The sequence below is a fragment of the Allobosea sp. 67-29 genome (assembly GCF_001898115.1).
Classification (GTDB): domain Bacteria; phylum Pseudomonadota; class Alphaproteobacteria; order Rhizobiales; family Beijerinckiaceae; genus Allobosea.
Window position 1 is genome coordinate 155214 of sequence record NZ_MKSQ01000007.1, and the last position, 19571, is coordinate 174784.

Sequence of the window (19571 nt, forward strand, 5' to 3'; positions counted from 1 at the left end):
TGGCGATGCGGGTCCACCGACGCAGGCTTCTCGAAACCGGGCTTGTCGCCGCCGCGAGCATGGTGGCGCCTGCCGTGATCGGGCAGGCGCGGCCTCGCGTCGTCGTTGTGGGTGGCGGAGCCGGCGGCGCCACGGCCGCCCGCTATATGGCGCGGGATTCGAATGGCCAGCTCGCGGTGACGCTGGTCGAAGAAAACGAACTCTATCACACCTGCTTCCACTCGAACCTGTATCTTGGCGGGTTCAAGAGCTACGCCGAGATCACCCATCGCTACGACACGCTCGCCAGCCGCTACGGCATCGCGCTCGCCCGCGACCGCGCGGAGGGGATCGACCGTGACAGGCGCGAGGTGGTGCTTCGCGGCGGCACGCGCCTGCCCTATGACCGGTTGGTCCTCTCGCCGGGCATCGACCTCAAATACGATTCCGTTCCCGGCTGGTCCAAGACCGCGGAGGAAACCATGCCGCATGGCTGGAAGCCTGGACCCCAGACCCAGCTCATCCGGAAGAAGCTCGAAGCCGTGCCGAATGGCGGCACGATCGTGATGGTCGCCCCGCCCAATCCCTATCGCTGCCCGCCCGGCCCCTACGAGCGCGCCTCGATGTTCGCGCATGTGTTGAAGAGCACGGGCCGTGGAGATGCCCGCATCGTCATCCTCGATCCGAAGGAGAGCTTTTCCAAGCAGGGCGTCTTCCAGGAGGGCTGGGAAAGATATTACGGCACGATGATCGAATGGCTCGGTCCGAAGATCCACGACGGCATCAGGTCGGTCGACCCGGCGACGAACACCGTGGTCACCGGATTCGAGACCTACCGCGACTGCGCCTTCGTCAACGTCATCCCGGCGCAGATGGCGGGCGAGATCGCGCGCCGCGCCGGGCTCGCTCCGCCGGGAGGCTATTGCGCGATCGACCCCGCGACGATGAAGGCGACCGTCGATGCCAACATCCATGTGCTGGGCGACGCCTGTGCGGCCGGCGACATGCCGAAATCGGCCTTCGCCGCGAACAGCCAGGCCAAGGTCGCGGCGATGGTCGTCCGCGCCGAGCTGACAGGCTCGCGCAGCTTTCCGCCGCGCTATCTCAACACCTGCTGGTCGCTGGTCGAGACCGACGATGCGATCAAGGTCGGCGGCCGCTACGAGCCGCGCGACGGACGCATCGCCGCCGTCGAGACCTTCGTCTCGCAGAACGATGAACCTGCCGATCTGCGCAAGCAGAACGAGGCCGAGAACCGCGGCTGGTACGCGGCCATCACCGCCGACATGTTCGGATAGCGGCCGGCCACCGCCTTCAACCCGAGACCAGAGGACACCGCATGAAGATCCTGATTCCCGCCCTGTTCCTGTCGTCGCTGCTGGCCGTCAGCTCGGCTGCGGCGCAGGACGTCTCCGTCGGCGAGCGCTCCTTCAACAAGTGCCGGGCCTGCCATCAGATCGGCGAGACGGCGAGGAACGGGGTGGGACCGGAGCTGAACGGGCTGTTCGGGCGCCATACCGGGTCGGTCGAGGGTTACGCCTATTCCGCCGCGAACAAGGCCGCCAACCTCACTTGGGACGAGAAGACTTTTGCCGAGTACATCAGGGACCCCAAGGCCAAGATCCCGGGCACGAAGATGGTCTTCGTGGGCATCAAGAACGACAAGGAAATCGCCGATCTGACCGCCTTCCTCAAGCAGTTCGGCAAGGACGGCAAGAAGATGTGAGCGGCGTGCCTGGGGCCGAGCCTGCTGGCCTGCGCCTCGCAGCCGCCGCCGCCGTCAGGGCCCGGCCTGCTTGCGACGTGCGTCCGAGACGGCCTGCTTGAAGCCGGCGTAATCCAGGGTCGAAGTCCTGAACGGACCGACGAGATAGGTCGGAGTGCCTTGGAGGCCCAGTGAATCGGCTTGCGTCATCGTGCGGCGCAGCAGAGCCGCGATCTTGTCTCGGTTGGCATCGAGATCGGCCTGCAGCCGGTCGAGATCGATGCCCGCACCCTTGATCGCCGCGGAAATCTGCTCCCGGCTGAGGCGCCCCTTGGTCGCCATCAGCGCGTCGTGGGCCTGCTGGTATCGGTCCTGATAGGCTGCCGCGAGGGCGAGCTGCGCCGCATAGACCGAGGTCTCCGCGATGACCGGCCAGTCCTTGTAGACGAGCCTGATCTTGCCGTCCTCCCTGACAATACGGGCGAGGGCTGGCGCGGACGCCTTGCAGTAGGGGCAGTTGTAGTCGAGGAACGCCACGATCGTCACGTCTCCCCGCGGATTGCCGCCAACCGGAGCGTCGGGGTCGTTCAGGATCGCTTCCGCGTCGATCCGGGACGTGCCCTGAGCCTGCGCGATGACGGGCAGCGCGGCCCCGGCGAGCGCGAGGGCGGCGATGATGGTGCGGCGGTCGTGGTTCATGGCGCGCATGTCGTTGTTCCGGTTAGGTTATGCAAGAGGGCAGCCCGGCGTTGCGGATACGAGCCACCTAAAGGCTCGCAGGTGGTCGAAGGATGACGCGATCAGTCGCACCAGCCCGAGGCAGACCTGATTTCGGTATGCTCCCTGGCGTGACGGACACTGCGATGCGCATCCTCATCGTCGAAGACGACCCGTTCTCGCCGATGCCTCGCCGTTCAACCCTTGCGATCGTGAAGACGGCGCCCAGCCAGACCGGCGCCGAACCTGCTTTCGCTCAGCTACCAGAGGAAGATTGGGGGTGTGACCGGATTCAGCCGAAGACCGCGAGGCGCTACACCTCCTCTTGCAAAATCGGCGGACCGGCGGCATTGAACCGCCCTAGGGAAGGGTGGCCGAGTGGTTTAAGGCAGCGGTCTTGAAAACCGCCGTGGGTGCAAGCCCACCGTGGGTTCGAATCCCACCCCTTCCGCCAAATAAATTCAGCCAATGCTTTGGTAAATCTAAGAATTTTGTGAAGTCATCGGGCTGTCTGCCCTAATTTCTGCCCTAACTGAACCATGCGCTTGCTGGGCCTTTTGGCCGGATCCGCGCCAGCGTGCTCCCGCTCGTGCGAGTGCGGCAGGGCCGTGAATACCCCGCTCCCAAAAATCGAATCGCAATTGGTCCTGTGTAGCGTGCTTCCATATAGCGCCATGCGTTTCATGCGGCGCGAATGAGAAATGGAGCGCCCACCATGACCCACGCCGTCGAATGCGAAAAGCAAACAAAGATCGAGCCGGAACTGTACACCGTCCAGGACACAGCGCGAATTCTGAGCATCTCAGTCGCCTCGGTATATCGATTGATCTCCCGCAGTGAACTTAAGTCAGTGAAACTTGGCGGCCGAGCGCTGGTAACGCGGGTGGCGCTCAATGATCTTTTACGTGGGATTGGTGCCTAAGACAAAAAACAAGCCCGCAGGATGGGGCCCGCGAGCTTGTTGGGGAATATCGTTTGCAATTTTGCTCTGGACGGAGCGGCATTATGTATACCAGAATATCTAGCCTGCCGCAATCAGCGAATAGGCGTGTTTGCGGCAAAACTATTCGTCGAATCGAGCTTCATTCTTCGTCGCCGGGCGCTCCTGTTGCACTGGCCTGGCGACTCGGTCGCGCCTCTTCGGGACGTATCGCCTTCAAGTGCGTCGCCTGCGAAGGGTGGCACCGGGCGCCGGACGTTGTGCACACCAGCGGCGACGTCGCTCGCGTTACGACCTGCCCGGACTGCTTTCGGCGCTCGGCCCATAAAACAGTCAACATCAAGATCGTCGGTGAGGCTCCCGGCCACATCGCCCGAGCTTTTTCCGATGGCGCACCGCTATGGGATCTCGCAATCGCGTTCGAAAACATCCGCGAGCCGTGGCATGCGCCCTTGCCGGGGCAGCGCACAATCTGGTTTCGGCGTGAGGTATTTCTGCCGAGATGGTCGGACATCGACATTGCGGTTCAGGCTCTGCGGAACGTCGGCTTCATTGCCGAGGCAACCGCCATTCGCCGGATGCTCGCGCCCTTCGCCAAGATGAACGCGTATGAGCTCTCGATATCGAACCGTTGGCGCGAGGTCGGACCAACCGCGCGGGCCTTGGTTCTTTCGTCTATGCAAAACGCATGGGAAGCTGGGGGGCGCCTATGACCGCCCACCTCCCGGCCACCGAACGCGCATGGGCGGATTTCCTCGGCGCCATGGCGTCCTGCGGCATCCGCACGAAGGACAAGATTGAGCCGTCGAGCAAGATCATCCGGTTCCACGTCGAGGGCGACAAGAAGGGCACCAAGAACGGGTGGCTGACCTTTCACGAGGACCATCCCGCGTCCGGCGCGTTCGGCTCGTACAAGCTCGGCCGCAGCGAGACCTGGACTGTCGACAAGCCCGAGCGCATGTCTCCGCAGGACCGCGCCGAAATTCAGCGCCGCATGGCCGAGACCCGCCGGCAGCGCGAGGAAGAACAGGCTCGGGCTCATGCCGCCTGTCGCGCTGCCGCCGCGGCCATCGTGGCGGCGACCGAACCGGCGCGGCAGGATCACCCCTATCTGGTCAAAAAGAACCTGAACGTCACGGCTGGGCTCAGGCAGCTTGCTCGTGATGTGAAATACGAGGTCACGGACGAGGAGAAGCCACAACGGACAGCCCGGAAGGGCGCGCTGGTCATCCCGATCTATGGCCCTGACAAGACGCTGCACAGCGTCCAGACGATCGATGGGCAGGGCCGCAAGCATTTCATCTATGGCACGAACAAGAAGGGCAATTATTGGTCTATCGGCAAGCTGACGAAGCGCATCATCATCGGCGAGGGCTATTCGACCTGCGCGACCGTGCACGCCGCAACCGGGTGCTGCACCGTCATCGCCTTCGATAGCGGAAACCTGCCGGCGGTCGCCAAGGCCATCCGGGCGAAGTATCCCGACCATGAAATCGTGCTCGCGGCCGACAACGACCGGTTCACGATGGAGCCCGTTCCGAACCCCGGCATGACCAAGGCTTGCGAGGCTGCGGCAGAAGTCGCCGGCCTTGTCGCCTGGCCCGAGTTCGATGACGGCGCCACGCTCGACGACGGCGGCACGCCGACCGACTTCAATGACTTGGCGGCCGTGCGCAAGAACCTCGAATCCGTTGCCGCTGCGTTCGCCGCGGCCGTCCCGCCGCACGACATCGAGAACCATGCGGACCCGCGCCGTGAGCGTCCTGCCCCACAAGCATCGGCGGCGCCGATCCCGCTTTCGGCTCCTTTCCGCGCCGAAATTTCGGAAGCCGCAGTGCGGGCGCTGCGCGCACGCGGTTTTGAATGGGGTTCGGAGGTCGAGGTCGCTGGCGCCTTTTGCCAGGCCGCGGCGCGCAGCCTCGGATCGCTCATCTATTCGGAGGGCCACTTCTGGACCTTCAACAGCCGTCATTGGGAACGGCTCGACGACCAAGCACTTCGCCGGGCTCTCCACATTCTGGACGGCGCCGAAATCGACCCGATGGGTAAAGCCTCTAAGCTGCTGAAGCTCTCGAGTCGTATGATCGACGGCGTACTTCGCGAGATGTCGGTTATGACGGGGGATGCTACCTTTTTCGAGAACCCGGCGCCGGGCGTACCGGCCCGCAACGGTCTTGTTCAGTTTGCCTGTGATGGGCGGGTGACGCTTGTTCCCCATGCTCCCGAGCATCGCCGCCGCTTTGTAGTCGATGCCGACTTTGAGCCTATCGTGACGCCCTACGAACCGCCAGGAGGCAGTCTTCTAGAACGGCTGTTCGCCGGCTCTTTCAAGGGCGACCATGATGCTCATGAGAAGGTCTCGCTGATTGCCGAGACCCTCGGCGCTGCTGCCGCGGGGCTGGCGACCCAGATTGGCCATCCGAAGGCGCTGCTCCTGTATGGAGCGTGCGCAGGCAACGGGAAGAGCGCGATTGCTGCCCTGTTCTCTGCGCTGCTGCCCGCCAACGCAGTTTGCAGCATTTCGCCGGCTGACATGAACGACAAGACGATGATCGTTGGCCTTGCCGGCTGTGCAGCCAACGTTGCTGACGAACTCGGCGGCAAAGCAATCGCCGGCGATATTTTCAAGCGAGCTGTGACGGGGGAAACCGTTCCAGGCAGGGACGTTTACAAGCCGAAGATGGAGTTCAAGCCAGTCGCGCAGCACGTTTTCACGACCAACAGCTTGCCGGACTTCGCAGGCGGCTTTGATCGTGGTCTGCAACGGCGTTTTATGGTGGTGGAATTCAGCCGGCCGATTCCTGCAGCTGAGATCGTCCCCAACATTGCAGAGCGGATTGCTCGGGAGGAATTGGAGGCCTTGCTAGGGTTCGCTGTCACTGGCGCATCGCGTTTGGTGAAGCGCGGCGGGTTTTCCGTTCCGGCGTCGTCCAAGGCCGCGCTTGATACCTGGTTGAGGTCTGACCCGTTGCAACAATGGTCCGAGTTCCATCTGCAATCGACTTCCGAGCCACCTCCCGGCGGTTGGCCCAAGACGAGAGAATTGTTCGAATCCTGCCGACGCTGGATGCTCAATGAGGGCTACCGGGAAAGCTCGGTTCCCGCTCCGAACGTTTTCACGCAGCGCTTGCGGAGCATGAAGCTCATTCGCGACACGGTGCGGCGCTCGGACGGGGCGCGCGCCATCGGCGTCACCTTGGCGTCCGCACGCTGAGCCATATGGCTGCCAAGACGCCTGTGAGTGTAGGTCTAGTGTAGGTCTAGTGCGCCGAATTTCGCCCTAACTTATTGAAAGTGTTTAGGTGGTGATAAGCGCACCAAAAATCTTTCTATAAACTTGGTTGTCCGGACTTTTCGGACTCTCTCGCGCGTATAAAAGTTTTTGATGATCAACCTACACCTAAACACTTTCAATGAATTAGGCCGAAAATGCCCACACTCATCGAACACCCGGCAACACTCCGCAAAAAGTGTCAACCAAGTCAGCCGCGTCATTATTTGTCGTTCTTATCATATAGATAGAATATTGTCACAAACGCATTCATTTTGATCGATAGCGGGTTGCCACTGATCCTTGATTTCTCCTTATATAGGCAAAGATCAACTTTCCAGATGCTCCAGAAATGCTAAATTCTCTGCATGAGCACGAACATGTCCCCAACCATCGATAGCGATCGCTTGGATCGTTACATCGCCGCCTCCGATGCGGCCCGCGCGGCCTGGGAGGATGGCAAGGAAGCGCTGAAAGACGCACGCGGCGTCCTCGCCGCCGAAAAAGGTCACTTGGCGCGGCTCGAACTGCACTTTGGCGGCCGACTCGATCCGAAACACCCGAACGTCAAGCACACCGTTGAGAAGATGCGGGCCGCGCAGAAGGCAGTCACTGCCGCACAGCATAGGGTCGACGAATTGGCTTCGACGTTGCGCCGCGCCCGCGCGCTCGAAACAGCTTGTCGCGATTTCGCGAACAAAAACGGCGTCAGAAACCGCGATGCTTACGACAGGCCGCGGACCATCTTCACCGGGTCACTGTCATGAAAATCCGTAGCCTCGCCTCATCGCTTGCCAACGCCGTTTCTGCACAGCGCTCGGCGGCGCAGGAAATCCAGAGGAATTTCGACGAGATCAGAAGCCGGATTCGCGAAATCCGCGGCCAGCTTCGGGATGCCCATTCCGCTGCACCTGATACGGCAGGCATCCGCGAGCGAGCAACGATCGTAGTCTCGCAACTCGCCGACGAGGCTCGTGGCCGCATCTACTTTCAGCATCTCAGGACCGAGGCGGACGAATTCGACGCCGCGACCTTCATCAAAAGCGCGGCAACCGTTTCAATACTGCACGCGCCACCTTCTGTTGGCGGCGGCACCGGCCTCGGCTTCACGTCGAAAACGAACGTGACCCCCCTCCACCTGGAGGCGCTACTGCGCCCGGATGACTTGACTGCGATGCTGGTTCGGGAAGCTGAAGCCGGCTTCGAAGGAGCTTCGGAACTCAGGTTGTCAACGAAGGAGCGCGAAGCTCTCATTCAACGTCTGACCTCTGAACTCGACGAGCTTGAGCGCGCGGACGAGGCTGCCTGCCGGGAAGCTGAATCAGCTGGCTTCAACGTCGAGCGACGTACCGATGCAGATCCGCGTTGGCTGCTCGCTGCCGACTCCGACCTGCGAGCGGCGTGACATAAATATTCTCGCGGGTCCTTGGATGGACACCCCCCTACACGGGTGAACGCAGCCGCGTGCTTTCGTTCACGGCCAAGCGTTTTGCCACTGAACGAATCTCAATTCCTCGCGCGTACGCTCGCGCATAATGCGCGCAAGCGCGCGGAAACTGTAGTGCTCTAACCGGCAGGTTTCTCCATGAAGCATTCCGCTAGACCAACCGTCCCTCAACTCGCCGCCGGTCACCCACCGTCATCGACCCGTCGCGTTGCTCTCGATCGCGCGCAGCGTTTTGCCCTCGCTCTGGCCGAACAAGCCGAGCGAGCTCGCGTGGAAGCAATGACGCCTGCAGAGAGAGCGTCCGATTTGTCCAGTAAAGCGGCCTGGGCGCGCCACGAGGCTCGTGAACTCGAGCAGCAATTGGCACTGGACGAAATTGAGCGCGAGCGACGCGCCAAGCTCCGGGCTCTCATACCTGCTCGGGCGGTGTCCGAGCTGGAAAAGGCCGTTGCCGCTGCCCAAGCGCGAGCAGCCGAACTGACGAAGCTCGGCGCTTTCGCTGCAAAATACGGAGCCCCCTTCGACGTCGCCGCTGCGATTGCGAGCCCCATCACGCTCGACGCTGCTCGCAATCAGGTCATGGACGCCATGGCCGCAGAAAGCGAACGCTATTCCATTCGCCCGTATTCGTCAGCGTCTAGCGCGCAGGCCGAGAACCACGCCGCCGGCTGGGATCGGGCCCTTTCCACTGTCGCCGCCCGCCGCGGCGTGCAGCCCGCCGCGTGACGGCTCATCGCGAGAATGCGCCTATGAATGTCACAAATTTCCATGCGCACCCTCGCACTGCAGAGGCGCGCGCTATCCTCGTCACGCTGCATCTGCATGTGAAGCCGGTAATGATCGACGGAAAAGCCGTGTGGTCTATCGACCTGCGTGACGCAGCCGGCGGAGCTGCCGCGCTGCAGGCCGCACGCAATGCCGGTGGCGGGGATACCGATCAGGGAACCGCTGCATTCCTGCGCATGTCCGGTCTCACTCTGTCGCAGATGCTCGCCCTCGACGCGGACGAACTCATGCGATGCCTCATGGTCGCGCTGACACTCGCCGAGGTTGCCAGCGCCATCGCGAACGAAGGCTGAAATGTCCGCCGCTGCAACCGCGAAAGTCACGGTCCGCCTTCTGGATCAATTCACAGCCCCGTCGCGCATCGTGCAGAATTCGATGCGCGCGATGCTCGGGAATATGCGGGCGCTGTCAGGCGCGCGCATCGGCATCGGAAAGCAGCTTGAGGCCGCCACGGCGCGCGCGAAGGAGTTGCGGTCGTCGCTGATGGGCATCGGCGCAACGAGCCTAGTCGCTGCCTACAGCGTCAAGCGCCTGATGAAATCCGGCATCGACCTTGAGACGGTCATGATGGATATCCGCCAGAAGGCGGACCTGACGTCCGAAGCCACCGCGGCAATGCGCGATCGCATTCTGCAGATCGCTCCCACGGTCAACAAGTCGGCAGGCGAAGTCGCCAAAGGCGTAGACTTCCTGATGAGCGCCGGCCTCGACCCTGCCCGCGCAATGGAGATGATCCCTGCCATCGGCAAGGCGGCAACGGCGTTTGGCGCCAACATCGAGGATATTGCCAAGTCTAGCTATGCTGCGATCGACAACCTGAAGGTGCCGGCCAAAGAGCTTGCTCGCACGCTGGACATCATGGCCGCGGCAGGCAATGCCGGCAGTTTCGAACTAAAGGATATGGCGCAGTATTTCCCGCAACTGACTGCTGCGGCCGAAGCTCTCGGGATGCGAGGAAACACAGGCGTTGCCAGGCTGGCAGCGGCGCTGCAAATCGCGCGGAAAGGTGCTGGCGACGCGTCGAGCGCGGCCACAAACACCGCGAACGCGATGCAAAAGATCGTCAGCCCGGAGACAACGAAGAAGTTCAGGAAATTCGGCATCGACATCCGCAAGGAGCTTAAGAAAACTCAGGAATCGGGTGGCGATGTATTCGAGATGCTGGTCAACCTGACACGAAAGGCTGTGAAGGGGGATATCTCAAAGCTTGGCGATTTGTTTGAAGATGCGCAGGTTCAGAATTTCCTGCGGCCAATGATCGCAAACCCCGATGAATACAAAAAAATTCGCGACAAGTCGGCAGCGGCAGATGGCGTTGTCGAGGATGATTATCGCAATCGGATGACGACGCTCGCTGAGCGTCTGAATCGCCTTATGAACGCGTTCGATACGCTAACGATCAAGATCAGCGACGCGCTTGCACCATGGATTGGGGCGCTTGCGGACAAGGTCGCACCGCTCGTCGATTACGTCTCCGAACTCGCTGGCAAATATCCGGGCTATACGGCGGCCATCGTCGGCGTGACGACCGCCCTGGCCGGTCTTGCCGCGACTATTGCCGTCGTCCGCCTTCTGGCGGCCGGGCTCGCAATCGTCGGGCTCAAGGGAGCCAGCGGGCTCTTGAATTACCTCGCCCCAAAGGCGCCCCGGCCAGGTCAGCAGGCGCCGGGAGCCGTCCCGACCAGCGCGCCCAAAGCAGGAGCCGCCGAGGCCACCCCGAAGATCGCGACGAAGCCAGGCCCCATGCGGCCGAGCCAGCTAGAGACGGCCCGGCAAGGCATCGCGCGCATGAACGCGCCGGCAACCGCGCTCGGCCGTCTCGTTGGCGGGCTCAAGAACGGCGTTGTCGGCGCGCTGGCGTATTACTTCGGCAGCAAGGCGATTGATGCCGGATTCGATGCATTGCCGAAGCCGAATTACCCGAAGGGATACGACCCCGATGCCGAAATGAACATGGGGATCGTGGATCGCGTCAAGCGCCTGTGGAACGGATCACCTGACAGCGAAAAGCCTATTGGCGCGCCGGACGCGAATGCTCCCGACGCCGTGCCAGCGCCCAACGCGAAGCCGAGCGGCGTCGCCGCCGGCACCGGCCTCGGTCAGGGGATCAAGGAAGGGCTGGCTGGGCAGCGCCCAGCCGTTATGGACGAGGTCGACGCTATGATCGCTGCGGTACAAGCTAGGCTCGCTGCCGCGGGGTTGAAGCTCAGTGTAACGCCGCAGCTCGAAGGCGGCGGAGCGGCGTTGCGCTCGCTGCATTCGGATGCCGGGTTCTGATGACACCTACCGAACGTCGTCTGCGTGAAGAGATCGATCAGCTTCGCGAGGAAAGCCGCTGGCTCAGGGAATTGCTACGCCCGCCTGAGTTCCTACCAGCGGTCTTCCGCTTCACGGCGCTCGAAGAGCGCGCTTTCAAGGCACTTCTGAACCGCGATCAGTGGCCCCGTGAATCGCTGCACAACGTCACCTATGACGAGCACAACGATAGAGACCTGCCCGACATCAAAGTTATCGACGTGATGATCTGCAAGATGCGGAAGAAGCTCAAGCCGCTCGGCGTCGAGATTGAGACGCTGTACGGGCAGGGATACCGCATCTCATCGGAACATAAGCAGCGGGTTCGTGACGTCATTGCAGCCGAGTACGCCAAGGAAATGGCTGCAGCAGACGCCATCCGCGCAAAGGGTATCCCTGTCGCCGGCGAAAGCGAGCGGCAGGGCTGGGTTGAGGTCGCCGAGGACATCAGCCGTCCCCGACAGATCGTCTCTGCGAGGCCTCAAAGCACTCAACATCGTCCAGCCGGTACAGTATCCGACCGCCGAATTTCACGAAGGACGGCCCTTGCCGACGCGAGCGCCAAGCCGCAAGGGTACCCGGCGTGACTGCACCCGCCCATCGTTTGCTGAGCTCAGATGGCGTTAGATACTCCACCTCGCCGGCGTTACGCATTGGTCTGGCGACCGCGGACGCGATCCTCGGAGCTCGGCAGCCGCCATCCGGCATAGGCCAGCGAGCGGATCCCCTCATCGATCGAACGCAGCCACTGCCTTGCCGCCCCGTCACCCAAGGACGACGCCATCTGATGGGCGAGCTCAGCAATCGAAGCCTCGAAACCCTCTGGCGTCGTTGGCACGGCGACCCGGACAGCTTCCAAGTCGCCCTCAAATCTTTCGCACCAAGCGTCAAACTGGTCGGGCGACTGATCGAACTGGCTCGTATTCTCCTCATAGCTCCTACGTGTCCGATGAAATTGCTTCAAAGCGTCGAAAACCGGGTCAGCCGAACAGTCACCAAAATCCCGGACAAGGCTTTCGCTGATGTCCCTAAGCGTCGGAATTTCGTGTTTACGCATGGATTAGTCTCCTGATTGCTTTCGCACAATAAGGATTGATCAAATTCGTATACGAGTCAAATAATGCGAACGATTTGTAATATGCAAATTATTGTTTTTCGTACCCGCATTGTAATTCAAATACTTAGTTCAAACCCGAAGTGTAACTAATTTTGCCTAGAATTATCGTCTGAGCGAATCGTAAATTTTTCGGGGGTGCCTCATGGCCAGCAAGACCGTCTGCGTGATCAAGATCGATGGGCAGGACGTCAGTTCCGACGTCATGCCGTACCTCATGAACCTGTCGATCACGGACAAGGCCGGGTTCAGTTCTGACGAGTGCTCGATTGAGCTCGACGACCGTGGCGGGGTTCTCGCGTTCCCGCGCGACGGCGCAGCCATCGAAATCTACATGGGCGACCGGAACGGCGTCCGGCTCGCCTTCCGTGGCACGGTCGACGAAGTGAAGACGAAGGGCGACCGGGACGGCGGAACCGTCCTGACGGTGTCCGGTAAGGGCTTCGACACCAAGGGGAAGGCCAAGGAACAGCGGCAGAAGCATTGGGACGACAAGACCCTGTCCGATGTCATGAGCGAGGCGGGCAGGGCGGCCGGGCTCGACAGCGTCCAGGTCTCTCCCGCGCTCGCCGGCATCACCCGGAAGTATTGGGCGATGCAGAACGAGTCGTTCATCCACTTCGGCGAGCGCCTGGCGCGCGAGGTCGGCGGAACCTTCAAGATTTCGGGCGGCAAGGCGATCATCGCCGAACGCAATGGGGGCAAGAGCGCCAGCGGCGCCGACCTGCCGACCATCTCCGCGACGCGCGGCGTCAACCTGTTGGGATGGGACATCAATCCGGTCTTGGGCCGGCCGCGATATGCCGAGACGAAATCGAGGTACTACGATGCAAAGGCTGCGAAGTGGGTTTATCGCACCGAGCAGATCGAAGACCCCGATGCGAAAGCCACCTTCGTCGACCGCTATTCTGCCGCGGACGAGTTAGAAGCCTCCATCAGAGCGCTGTCATTCAAGAAGGAATCGGAGCGCAGCAAAGGCGCCGGCACCATCAGCATCGACGGAAACGTTGATGCCCAGCCCGAAGCGAACGTGATCCTTGCGAACGCCCGCCCCGGCGCAGATGGCACCTATCGGATCGACGGCGTGCAGCACGAATTCAACCGGTCGAGCGGCTGGACCACGCGGCTCGACGTGAAGCAGCCGCAGGGCGAAGCCGGTAAGGACAGCCGGACGTCGAAGCGGAAAGTCAGCACCGCAAGGCCGAGCGGCATCCAGGACAGCACGAACCGAACGGGGGAGGCTACCTTGGCGGTCGGTTAAGGGGCTTTGCGATACGACGGTCACAGGCTTGATACGAAGATTTGCCTGCCTGGTCGGCTATCCAAAGGGAATTGAGGTTCCGGACCCCACTTTCCCAACAAACCGGATGACTCGCGCTTTTTGATTCGGCTAGCCTCCCGCCATCAAAATGCGGGGGGAAGGCCGATGATTAGGACTATTCACCTAAGGGGGGTTCAGTGGATCGGTCGAACTGAAAACCTTCTCGATCTCCTTCGCACGACGTTGGCTGCCTGTCCCCACGTGGACGATACCGAGTGTCGGGTCGGCGGTCAGATTTGCGAAGTCCGCCATCGCCACGTTTCGCAAGATGAAATCAGGCTGCATCTATCCTTGCATGTTCCAGGCGCGCATAGGGGAATTCGTCCGCATGCAGGTGGGCAGCCGGCCGGAGATCTTTCGACGGCAGTAGCTCCGGACGGATCGGAGTTCACGGAGCGCGAACTCGCTCTGGTAGTACGACGTCAGCACGTTGGATATGTGGCCGCAGGCAGAGCCAGAAGTGAGACGGTTGCTAGGGCGCTGGCGAAACTCGTTGAGTTGCAACATGGGGCGGATATCGGCAATCGCCTCGTGCTGTCGGCCAGAGCGGACCCGGCAGCGATACAGAGGATGTTGGCGCAAGGCGTCGATCGGTTTGATCTTGGGGTCTCGCTTCCGCATGCCGACGCAGCCGAAGTCGTTGACGGACAGCCGCTGTCACTTTCTGACACCATTGGTAGGGCAATAGTGAGAGGACTCTCAACACGTTTGCATGTCGATCACCGCGAGGACCAAGTCGATGAGTTGGCGAACATGGACGTGAATATCTCCATCAATGCCCGGAGAGGAGCGCCCGCGGCTGAGATCGAAGCGCTGACCACTCTCGCAACCGAAGCGGTCGAAGACGATGAAGAGTTCGCAATTCGAACGTTAACGAAAGCCAGATTTACACGTGAAGAGCTTCTTTTGCGATCAAGTTACTATGATCCAGGTAATGAAGCAATCTTGAGCGTTGATATGGCCTGGAACAAAATCGCAGAATTCTTGGATTCGATCCAATGAAAGACCCTGAAAGATTACCTACATCAAGAAAGATTGCTTACGGTCGAATTATCGTCATCGGCCTGTGCTTAGTCTCTTCGCTCATCCTAACGATTTTTTTCAGCGACAGACTTACAAATAAAGCTGATGTTTTGGCGTTAATCGCAGCGATTTTTGCTATTCTTGCGGGTGTGTTGATCGCAATAATCAGCATCCTTGGCGATCCAAGTATGCTTTTAGATCAATCTTGGCGTCATAGTTATCTCTCTGCCGAGGAGACACAAAGAAAAATACACAGGCAAACAGATATATTCATAATATATATCATTCTACTGTCTGCTTTGTTTGTTTTTCTCCTATGCCCCGAGGGGAGTGTTCAATATAGAATAGCGCAAATCGTGTGTTTCTTCCTTACGTCGTTAGCGTTCCAAGCATCTCTGACCCTTCCATTCTCTCTTCGTTCCATTCAGAGACAGAGGCTCAACAAAGCCATAGCCCATCTCAGGGCGGGCAAAGCTGGATGAAGTGAATAGGCCGCCCCGATGATTTATTGGGCGCAGCGGATTGGGCTCGTCATTTAAGATATCTTCCCAATTAAGAAGCCCACCCCAACCAGCATAATGGCTCCGAGCATGCTGCCGACCACAAACGTCCATGGCGGCGGGCTATTCTGCACGCGTTCCAAGAGCGGTTGCATCGACAAGCCCTGCCGTTCGGCGAAGACGCGCGATCTTTCGACGAATGTGCGAAGTTCTGCCTGCCGGCGCTCGATGCGAGCAGTTTCAGCTTGCTGATCCATCGGCTGCATTTTCCTCCCCGGCTTCTGACTTTGAGCAGAAGGCAGCCCATTCATCCATGAGCGTCCGACGTTTTTCGAGTGCGTCCCCGCGGCGGTAGGCCCTCTCCGTTTCGTCGCCGACAACATGCGCAAGCGCGGCCTCGGCAATCTCGCGAGGAACGGATGTGCATTCGCCAGCCCAATCGCGAAATGAGCTACGGAAGCCATGAACGGTGATGCCGGTCAGCTTCATCCGGTCGTGCAAAAGCATCGCCATCGACATGTTGGAAAGAGGCCGCCCCTTCCGCTGGCCTGGGAATACGAACGACTCGCCCTGATCGTCCTTGGGGCGCAGCTTGGCGGCCACGTTGAGCACGGCGAGGGCTGAATCAGATAGCGGTACGCGATGTTCGCGCTTCGCCTTCATGCGTCCTGCCGGAACCGTCCAGACAGCAGCATTGAGATCAATCTCTTTCCACTGCGCGCCGAGCGTTTCGCCGGACCGAGCCGCAGTCAGAATCGTGAACTCAACCGCGAGGGCGGCCACCGCCTGACGCTGGCGGAGCGCCGTCATAAATTCCGGGACGTCGGCATAGGGCAGGGCGGCGTGATGGCCGCGGCTGAGCTTCCTGCGCCTCGGCAGCAGCCGGTCCAGATGGTTGCGCCACTGCGCCGGATTGAAGCCGCTGCGGAGCCCCTTGGCGCTCGCGGCAGCAAGTACCGCCTCTATTCGGCCGCGCAGACGGCTCGCCGTCTCGGGCTTCTCCTGCCAGATGGGCGATAGCACCGAGAGCACATGGTCAGTCTCGACCTTGTCGACGGGCAGGGCGCGTAGGGCCGCGAGGGCTTCGCGATGCTGCTTCTCGGAAGCCACATCGATTCGCAGCTTACTAGCGTCTGCTTCGGTGTTGCCCAACGTCGTGCGCCATTGCTCGATGTGTTTGGGATTGCTCCAGCCTGGCGCCATGTCATCTACATAGCCGTTGGCGACCTCCCCGAAAGTCGGCGTCGCGACGATCTCGGCACGCTTGTTCTGCAGAGGGTCAAGCCCATCGACGAGGAGCGCTCGAGCTGCTTGCGAACGGTCTCGCGCCTTCGCTAGCGAGATATCGCGCGCTGACCCTAGCCCCATCTCTTTGAGCTTGCCGTGTGTCCGATAGAGGAAAACCCACCGCCGGCCGCCATTGGGCGAGATCGAGAAATACAGGTTCCCGCCATCGGCATAGCGTCCTGCCTCGGTCACCGTCGCTACGAACCGCGCGGATAATCGGTTCAGTCCTCTGCTCATCGTTCCTACCTGCTGCCCTAACTCCTGCCCCAACTTGAGCATGAGATTGCCTGATAGAGCATGATATGAGCTGAGAGTGACAGATCAACTAATTCCTTGATTTTACGTCATTTACTGAGAAATCCCGGCAAGGACCGGCAAGGTCGGATAAGTCGCTAACGCGGACACCCCTTCCGCCAATCCGGAGCATGGCGGCGCCAGCTGAGCGCAGCTCGTCGGACGGAAGCGCCGCCCGAAAGTCGGCGTGGCCGAAGAGACACGCTCTCGCGAAAAGTGGAAATCCTGCGACGGGCACATTGACATGTGTCTCGTTTCCGACACTTTTGTGCCCGATCCGGGGCAGCGGGATGGCCCATGAGCGGCGTCGCATCAGGCGCTCGTCGTTTAACGATCCCTTAATGGAATTGGCCGAAAACTCGGCAAGGCTGCGCATGCGGCTTGCCTTGGTATGATTTTTTGGCCCGAAAGACGGAAATGACGGCATGATTCGAGGCGCGCGCTTTTCGGCCACGGAGACATCCCCAGAATTTTCCGGGTCGGCGACGGCGCCCTTCAGTCGCGTTTCCATCGCCAGGTTAGGGTGCGTCGTTCTCGTCGGCCTGCTCGCAGCCAATTGCGCCGGCAACCAGGTTGCCGGCCGCCGCTCCAAGGAGATCGGTGCGTTTCCGCAGTGGAAATACGGTGCTGCCAGCCCCCGTGTCGTCGCCGACGGCCAGCCTGTGCCGAAGGGCGGCGGCCGCCATCTCGTGGGCAAGGCCTATTCCGTCGCCGGCAAGCGCTACGTTCCGTTCGAGAAGCCCGTCGGGTTCTCGGCGGTCGGCACCGCCTCGTGGTACGGCGAGGCGTTCCACGGCCGCCGCACCGCGAACGGCGAGGTCTACGACCGCAACAGCATCACGGCGGCGCATCCGACCATGCCGCTTCCGGCCTATGCCCGCGTGACCAATCTGCTCAACAACCGGTCGATCATCGTGCGTGTCAATGATCGCGGCCCGTTCCATGGCGGGCGCCTGATGGACGTGTCGCAGCGCACCGCCGAGGCCCTGGCCTTCCGCCATCTCGGCACGGCGCGGATCAAGATGGAATATCTCGGCCAAGCCTCTCTCGCCGGCTCGGATGACAAGCTTCTCCTCGCGACCCTTCGTACCGACGGCTCGCCGGCGCCGATCCCTGGAACGAGCGCGCGGACGATGGTCGCCAGCGCCAGCGGCGCCTCCACGAACCGGACCCCGAGCCCGGACATCGAGGACCAGATCGACACCCAGGCCGAGGCTCCGCTCCCGAGCGCGGCGTCAGACCGCCAGCCCGTCGCGCAAGCCTATGCCCCGCCGCAGCCGCGGACGATCGCTCCGGCCGAACCGATCGTCGCCACGCTCGCTTCGGCGCATTCGACGCCGTTCGCCCAGTCGGCTCCCATAGCGGCGACGCCCGTGCGGGGTGCCCCGCTGCCGCCGAACCGCCCCTTCGATCTCGACACGATTGCCAACGCCGCACGGCCGGTCGTGGTTCCCGCAACGCTGCGCACGACCTTGCCTCCGGTGCGCGCCAGCGTCGCGAGCCTGTTCGCTTCACCCGAGAAGGCTCCGATCGAGCGCTTCGGCAAGACGCATCCGCTCAATCGCCTCGTGCCGCACAGCCTGCAGTCGCTGGCACGGAATTGACGTCGCTCCGGCTTGACCGGAGCCACGGCGCTCTGCTTCAGATCGAGGCATGAGCGTGGCGTATTTTTCGGGAGTGCGAGGCAGGTCGAGTTCGGCGGGCGGGTGGCTTGCCGGGCCGGTCTGCGGTTTGGCGGTGGCGCTTCTCGTCACCGCCGTCGCGCTGCCCGCCCGGGCGCAGAATTTTCAGTCCCAGGCGCCTTTCGCTTTCCTGCTGGATTCGGATTCGGGCGCGGTCCTCTACGAAAAGGCAGCAGACGAGCCGATGGTGCCGGCCAGCATGGCCAAGATCGCCACAGCGCTCGTCGCATTCCAGGAGATCGCTGCGGGGCGCCTCAGCCTCGATAGCGAAATCGGCATATCCGAGAATGCCTGGCGCAAGGGCGGGGCGCCGGCTCGCGGCACCACGATGTTCGCTATCGTACACAGCCGCATCCGGCTCTCCGATATCCTGCAGGGGCTGATCGTTCAGGCCGGCAACGACGCCGCCATCGCGCTGGCCGAGGCGATCGCCGGCGACGAGGCGACATTTGCCCGGGTGATGACGGAGCGGGTGAGGGCGCTCGGCCTGACCAGATCGGTCTTCCGCAACGCGACCGGCATGCCGGATCCCGAGCAGCGCGTGACGGCCCGCGAACTCGCCCTTCTGGCGAACCACATCGTCAGGACCTATCCCGACCTCTACAAGATCTTCGGCCAGCGGGAGTTCACCTGGAACAAGATCCGGCAGGTGAATCGCAATCCGCTCCTGACGATGGAGATCGGCGCCGATGGGCTGCAGACCGGGGATCTCGACGACTCCGGCTATGGCCTCGTCGGTTCCGCGGTGGAAAACGGCCAACGGCTGATCGTCGTAGTGAACGGTCTCAAGACCGGCCGCGACCGCGCCTCGGAGGCGCGCAAGCTGCTGGAATGGGGCTTCCGTGCTTTCGAGAAGCGCCAGCTCTTCGGCGACGGCGAAGTGGTCGGGGAAGCCAGCGTGTATGGCGGCGAGAAGAGCCGCATCGCCTTGCGCACCAAGGGAGCGGTCAGCCTGCTGCTGCCGCGCGGCACGGGCGAGCGCCTTTCGGCCCGCATCGTCTACCAGGGGCCCCTGAACGTGCCCGTGCAGGAGGGCGCGCCCGTGGCGCAGCTGATCGTGTCGCGCGGCGAAGTGAAGACGCTGGCGGTGCCGCTCTATGCTGCCGAGACGGTGAAGGCGGGCAGCTTGCAGGGCCGTGCACTCGACGCGCTGCTCGAGCTCTCGACCGGTTGGGTTCGACAGGCGCTTGCGCGGATCACGCGGTCCTGA

Annotated in this window: 20 protein-coding genes and 1 tRNA gene; 17 read left to right on the forward strand and 4 right to left on the reverse strand. The window is 61.7% G+C overall.

The window, feature by feature from the left end; translation table 11 throughout:
* Window positions 1-5: 5 nt before the first annotated feature.
* Both BGO20_RS04445 and BGO20_RS04450 read left to right on the forward strand, forming a co-directional pair.
* Window positions 6-1277, forward strand: coding sequence for an NAD(P)/FAD-dependent oxidoreductase (locus tag BGO20_RS04445; protein WP_291662602.1), 1272 nt, complete (start codon window positions 6-8; stop codon window positions 1275-1277).
* A 41-nt stretch (window positions 1278-1318) separates the two neighbouring features.
* Window positions 1319-1705, forward strand: coding sequence for a c-type cytochrome (locus BGO20_RS04450; RefSeq protein WP_291662360.1), 387 nt, complete (start codon window positions 1319-1321; stop codon window positions 1703-1705).
* Between the two features lie 54 nt (window positions 1706-1759).
* Here BGO20_RS04450 and BGO20_RS04455 read toward each other — a convergent pair whose 3' ends face one another.
* On the reverse strand, window positions 1760-2392 hold the full coding sequence (locus tag BGO20_RS04455) for a DsbA family protein (RefSeq protein WP_291662358.1): 633 nt from the start codon (window positions 2390-2392) through the stop codon (window positions 1760-1762).
* A gap of 373 nt (window positions 2393-2765) precedes the next feature.
* Here BGO20_RS04455 and BGO20_RS04460 point away from each other — a divergent pair.
* The 10 genes from BGO20_RS04460 to BGO20_RS04505 all read left to right on the forward strand — a co-directional run bounded on the left by BGO20_RS04460 (window position 2766) and on the right by BGO20_RS04505 (window position 11727).
* Window positions 2766-2855: transfer RNA gene (locus BGO20_RS04460), tRNA-Ser, on the forward strand.
* Between the two features lie 261 nt (window positions 2856-3116).
* Entirely contained in the window at window positions 3117-3323 is a 207-nt protein-coding gene (locus tag BGO20_RS04465) for a helix-turn-helix domain-containing protein (RefSeq protein WP_291662357.1), read from the forward strand.
* Between the two features lie 83 nt (window positions 3324-3406).
* The gene (locus BGO20_RS04470) at window positions 3407-4054 is read left to right on the forward strand and encodes a hypothetical protein (protein ID WP_291662355.1); all 648 of its coding nucleotides are present in this window, start codon (window positions 3407-3409) and stop codon (window positions 4052-4054) included.
* On the forward strand, window positions 4051-6555 hold the full coding sequence (locus BGO20_RS04475; protein WP_291662354.1) for a DUF5906 domain-containing protein: 2505 nt from the start codon (window positions 4051-4053) through the stop codon (window positions 6553-6555). Before BGO20_RS04470 ends, BGO20_RS04475 begins: the two co-directional genes overlap by 4 nt.
* A 437-nt stretch (window positions 6556-6992) precedes the next feature.
* A complete protein-coding gene (locus tag BGO20_RS04480; protein WP_291662352.1) occupies window positions 6993-7379 on the forward strand; it encodes a hypothetical protein in 387 nt (128 codons plus the stop codon).
* Window positions 7376-8017 carry a hypothetical protein gene (locus BGO20_RS04485; RefSeq protein ID WP_291662351.1) on the forward strand — a complete coding sequence of 214 codons (642 nt, stop codon included), beginning with the start codon at window positions 7376-7378 and terminating at the stop codon, window positions 8015-8017. The genes BGO20_RS04480 and BGO20_RS04485 overlap by 4 nt, the downstream gene beginning before the upstream one ends.
* A 180-nt stretch (window positions 8018-8197) precedes the next feature.
* Window positions 8198-8785 (forward strand): hypothetical protein, encoded by a 588-nt coding sequence (locus BGO20_RS04490; protein WP_291662349.1) that lies wholly within the window; start codon window positions 8198-8200, stop codon window positions 8783-8785.
* 23 nt (window positions 8786-8808) lie between these two features.
* Window positions 8809-9138, forward strand: a complete 330-nt coding sequence (locus BGO20_RS04495) for a hypothetical protein (protein ID WP_291662348.1) — start codon at window positions 8809-8811, stop codon at window positions 9136-9138.
* Between the two features lies 1 nt (window position 9139).
* Complete coding sequence (locus BGO20_RS04500; RefSeq protein ID WP_291662346.1) at window positions 9140-11122, forward strand: phage tail tape measure protein; 1983 nt, start codon at window positions 9140-9142, stop codon at window positions 11120-11122.
* Complete coding sequence (locus BGO20_RS04505; protein WP_291662345.1) at window positions 11122-11727, forward strand: winged helix-turn-helix domain-containing protein; 606 nt, start codon at window positions 11122-11124, stop codon at window positions 11725-11727. Before BGO20_RS04500 ends, BGO20_RS04505 begins: the two co-directional genes overlap by 1 nt.
* 59 nt (window positions 11728-11786) lie before the next feature.
* Here BGO20_RS04505 and BGO20_RS04510 read toward each other — a convergent pair whose 3' ends face one another.
* Window positions 11787-12197: a hypothetical protein gene (locus BGO20_RS04510; RefSeq protein ID WP_291662343.1), complete on the reverse strand. Its 411-nt coding sequence runs from the start codon at window positions 12195-12197 to the stop codon at window positions 11787-11789.
* Between the two features lie 202 nt (window positions 12198-12399).
* Here BGO20_RS04510 and BGO20_RS04515 point away from each other — a divergent pair, with 202 nt between their 5' ends.
* The 3 genes from BGO20_RS04515 (at window position 12400) to BGO20_RS04525 (ending at window position 15080) form a co-directional block, all read left to right on the forward strand.
* The gene (locus tag BGO20_RS04515) at window positions 12400-13515 is read left to right on the forward strand and encodes a phage late control D family protein (RefSeq protein ID WP_291662342.1); all 1116 of its coding nucleotides are present in this window, start codon (window positions 12400-12402) and stop codon (window positions 13513-13515) included.
* A gap of 261 nt (window positions 13516-13776) precedes the next feature.
* Window positions 13777-14577 carry a hypothetical protein gene (locus BGO20_RS04520; RefSeq protein ID WP_291662341.1) on the forward strand — a complete coding sequence of 267 codons (801 nt, stop codon included), beginning with the start codon at window positions 13777-13779 and terminating at the stop codon, window positions 14575-14577.
* The gene (locus tag BGO20_RS04525; protein ID WP_291662340.1) at window positions 14574-15080 is read left to right on the forward strand and encodes a hypothetical protein; all 507 of its coding nucleotides are present in this window, start codon (window positions 14574-14576) and stop codon (window positions 15078-15080) included. Before BGO20_RS04520 ends, BGO20_RS04525 begins: the two co-directional genes overlap by 4 nt.
* A 53-nt stretch (window positions 15081-15133) precedes the next feature.
* Here BGO20_RS04525 and BGO20_RS04530 read toward each other — a convergent pair whose 3' ends face one another.
* Window positions 15134-15355: a hypothetical protein gene (locus tag BGO20_RS04530; protein WP_291662338.1), complete on the reverse strand. Its 222-nt coding sequence runs from the start codon at window positions 15353-15355 to the stop codon at window positions 15134-15136.
* The gene (locus tag BGO20_RS04535) at window positions 15339-16622 is read right to left on the reverse strand and encodes a tyrosine-type recombinase/integrase (protein ID WP_291662337.1); all 1284 of its coding nucleotides are present in this window, start codon (window positions 16620-16622) and stop codon (window positions 15339-15341) included. Before BGO20_RS04535 ends, BGO20_RS04530 begins: the two co-directional genes overlap by 17 nt.
* A gap of 482 nt (window positions 16623-17104) precedes the next feature.
* On the opposite strand from BGO20_RS04535, the gene BGO20_RS04540 reads away from it, so the two are divergent.
* Window positions 17105-18283, forward strand: coding sequence for a septal ring lytic transglycosylase RlpA family protein (locus tag BGO20_RS04540; protein ID WP_291662335.1), 1179 nt, complete (start codon window positions 17105-17107; stop codon window positions 18281-18283).
* A 133-nt stretch (window positions 18284-18416) separates the two neighbouring features.
* On the forward strand, window positions 18417-19571 hold the full coding sequence (locus BGO20_RS04545; protein WP_291662332.1) for a D-alanyl-D-alanine carboxypeptidase family protein: 1155 nt from the start codon (window positions 18417-18419) through the stop codon (window positions 19569-19571).

Bases quoted from the DNA above. Each gene is read 5' to 3' on its own strand.
- BGO20_RS04490 (WP_291662349.1), top strand. From the start codon at position 8,198: ATGAAGCATTCCGCTAGACCAACCGTCCCTCAACTCGCCGCCGGTCAC.
- BGO20_RS04485 (WP_291662351.1), top strand. From the start codon at position 7,376: ATGAAAATCCGTAGCCTCGCCTCATCGCTTGCCAACGCCGTTTCTGCA.
- BGO20_RS04510 (WP_291662343.1), bottom strand. From the start codon at position 12,197: ATGCGTAAACACGAAATTCCGACGCTTAGGGACATCAGCGAAAGCCTT.
- BGO20_RS04465 (WP_291662357.1), top strand. From the start codon at position 3,117: ATGACCCACGCCGTCGAATGCGAAAAGCAAACAAAGATCGAGCCGGAA.
- BGO20_RS04530 (WP_291662338.1), bottom strand. From the start codon at position 15,355: ATGGATCAGCAAGCTGAAACTGCTCGCATCGAGCGCCGGCAGGCAGAA.
- BGO20_RS04480 (WP_291662352.1), top strand. From the start codon at position 6,993: ATGTCCCCAACCATCGATAGCGATCGCTTGGATCGTTACATCGCCGCC.
- BGO20_RS04475 (WP_291662354.1), top strand. From the start codon at position 4,051: ATGACCGCCCACCTCCCGGCCACCGAACGCGCATGGGCGGATTTCCTC.
- BGO20_RS04470 (WP_291662355.1), top strand. From the start codon at position 3,407: ATGTATACCAGAATATCTAGCCTGCCGCAATCAGCGAATAGGCGTGTT.
- BGO20_RS04455 (WP_291662358.1), bottom strand. From the start codon at position 2,392: ATGCGCGCCATGAACCACGACCGCCGCACCATCATCGCCGCCCTCGCG.
- BGO20_RS04505 (WP_291662345.1), top strand. From the start codon at position 11,122: ATGACACCTACCGAACGTCGTCTGCGTGAAGAGATCGATCAGCTTCGC.
- BGO20_RS04525 (WP_291662340.1), top strand. From the start codon at position 14,574: ATGAAAGACCCTGAAAGATTACCTACATCAAGAAAGATTGCTTACGGT.
- BGO20_RS04450 (WP_291662360.1), top strand. From the start codon at position 1,319: ATGAAGATCCTGATTCCCGCCCTGTTCCTGTCGTCGCTGCTGGCCGTC.
- BGO20_RS04495 (WP_291662348.1), top strand. From the start codon at position 8,809: ATGAATGTCACAAATTTCCATGCGCACCCTCGCACTGCAGAGGCGCGC.
- BGO20_RS04445 (WP_291662602.1), top strand. From the start codon at position 6: ATGCGGGTCCACCGACGCAGGCTTCTCGAAACCGGGCTTGTCGCCGCC.
- BGO20_RS04535 (WP_291662337.1), bottom strand. From the start codon at position 16,622: ATGAGCAGAGGACTGAACCGATTATCCGCGCGGTTCGTAGCGACGGTG.
- BGO20_RS04540 (WP_291662335.1), top strand. From the start codon at position 17,105: ATGATTCGAGGCGCGCGCTTTTCGGCCACGGAGACATCCCCAGAATTT.
- BGO20_RS04515 (WP_291662342.1), top strand. From the start codon at position 12,400: ATGGCCAGCAAGACCGTCTGCGTGATCAAGATCGATGGGCAGGACGTC.
- BGO20_RS04500 (WP_291662346.1), top strand. From the start codon at position 9,140: ATGTCCGCCGCTGCAACCGCGAAAGTCACGGTCCGCCTTCTGGATCAA.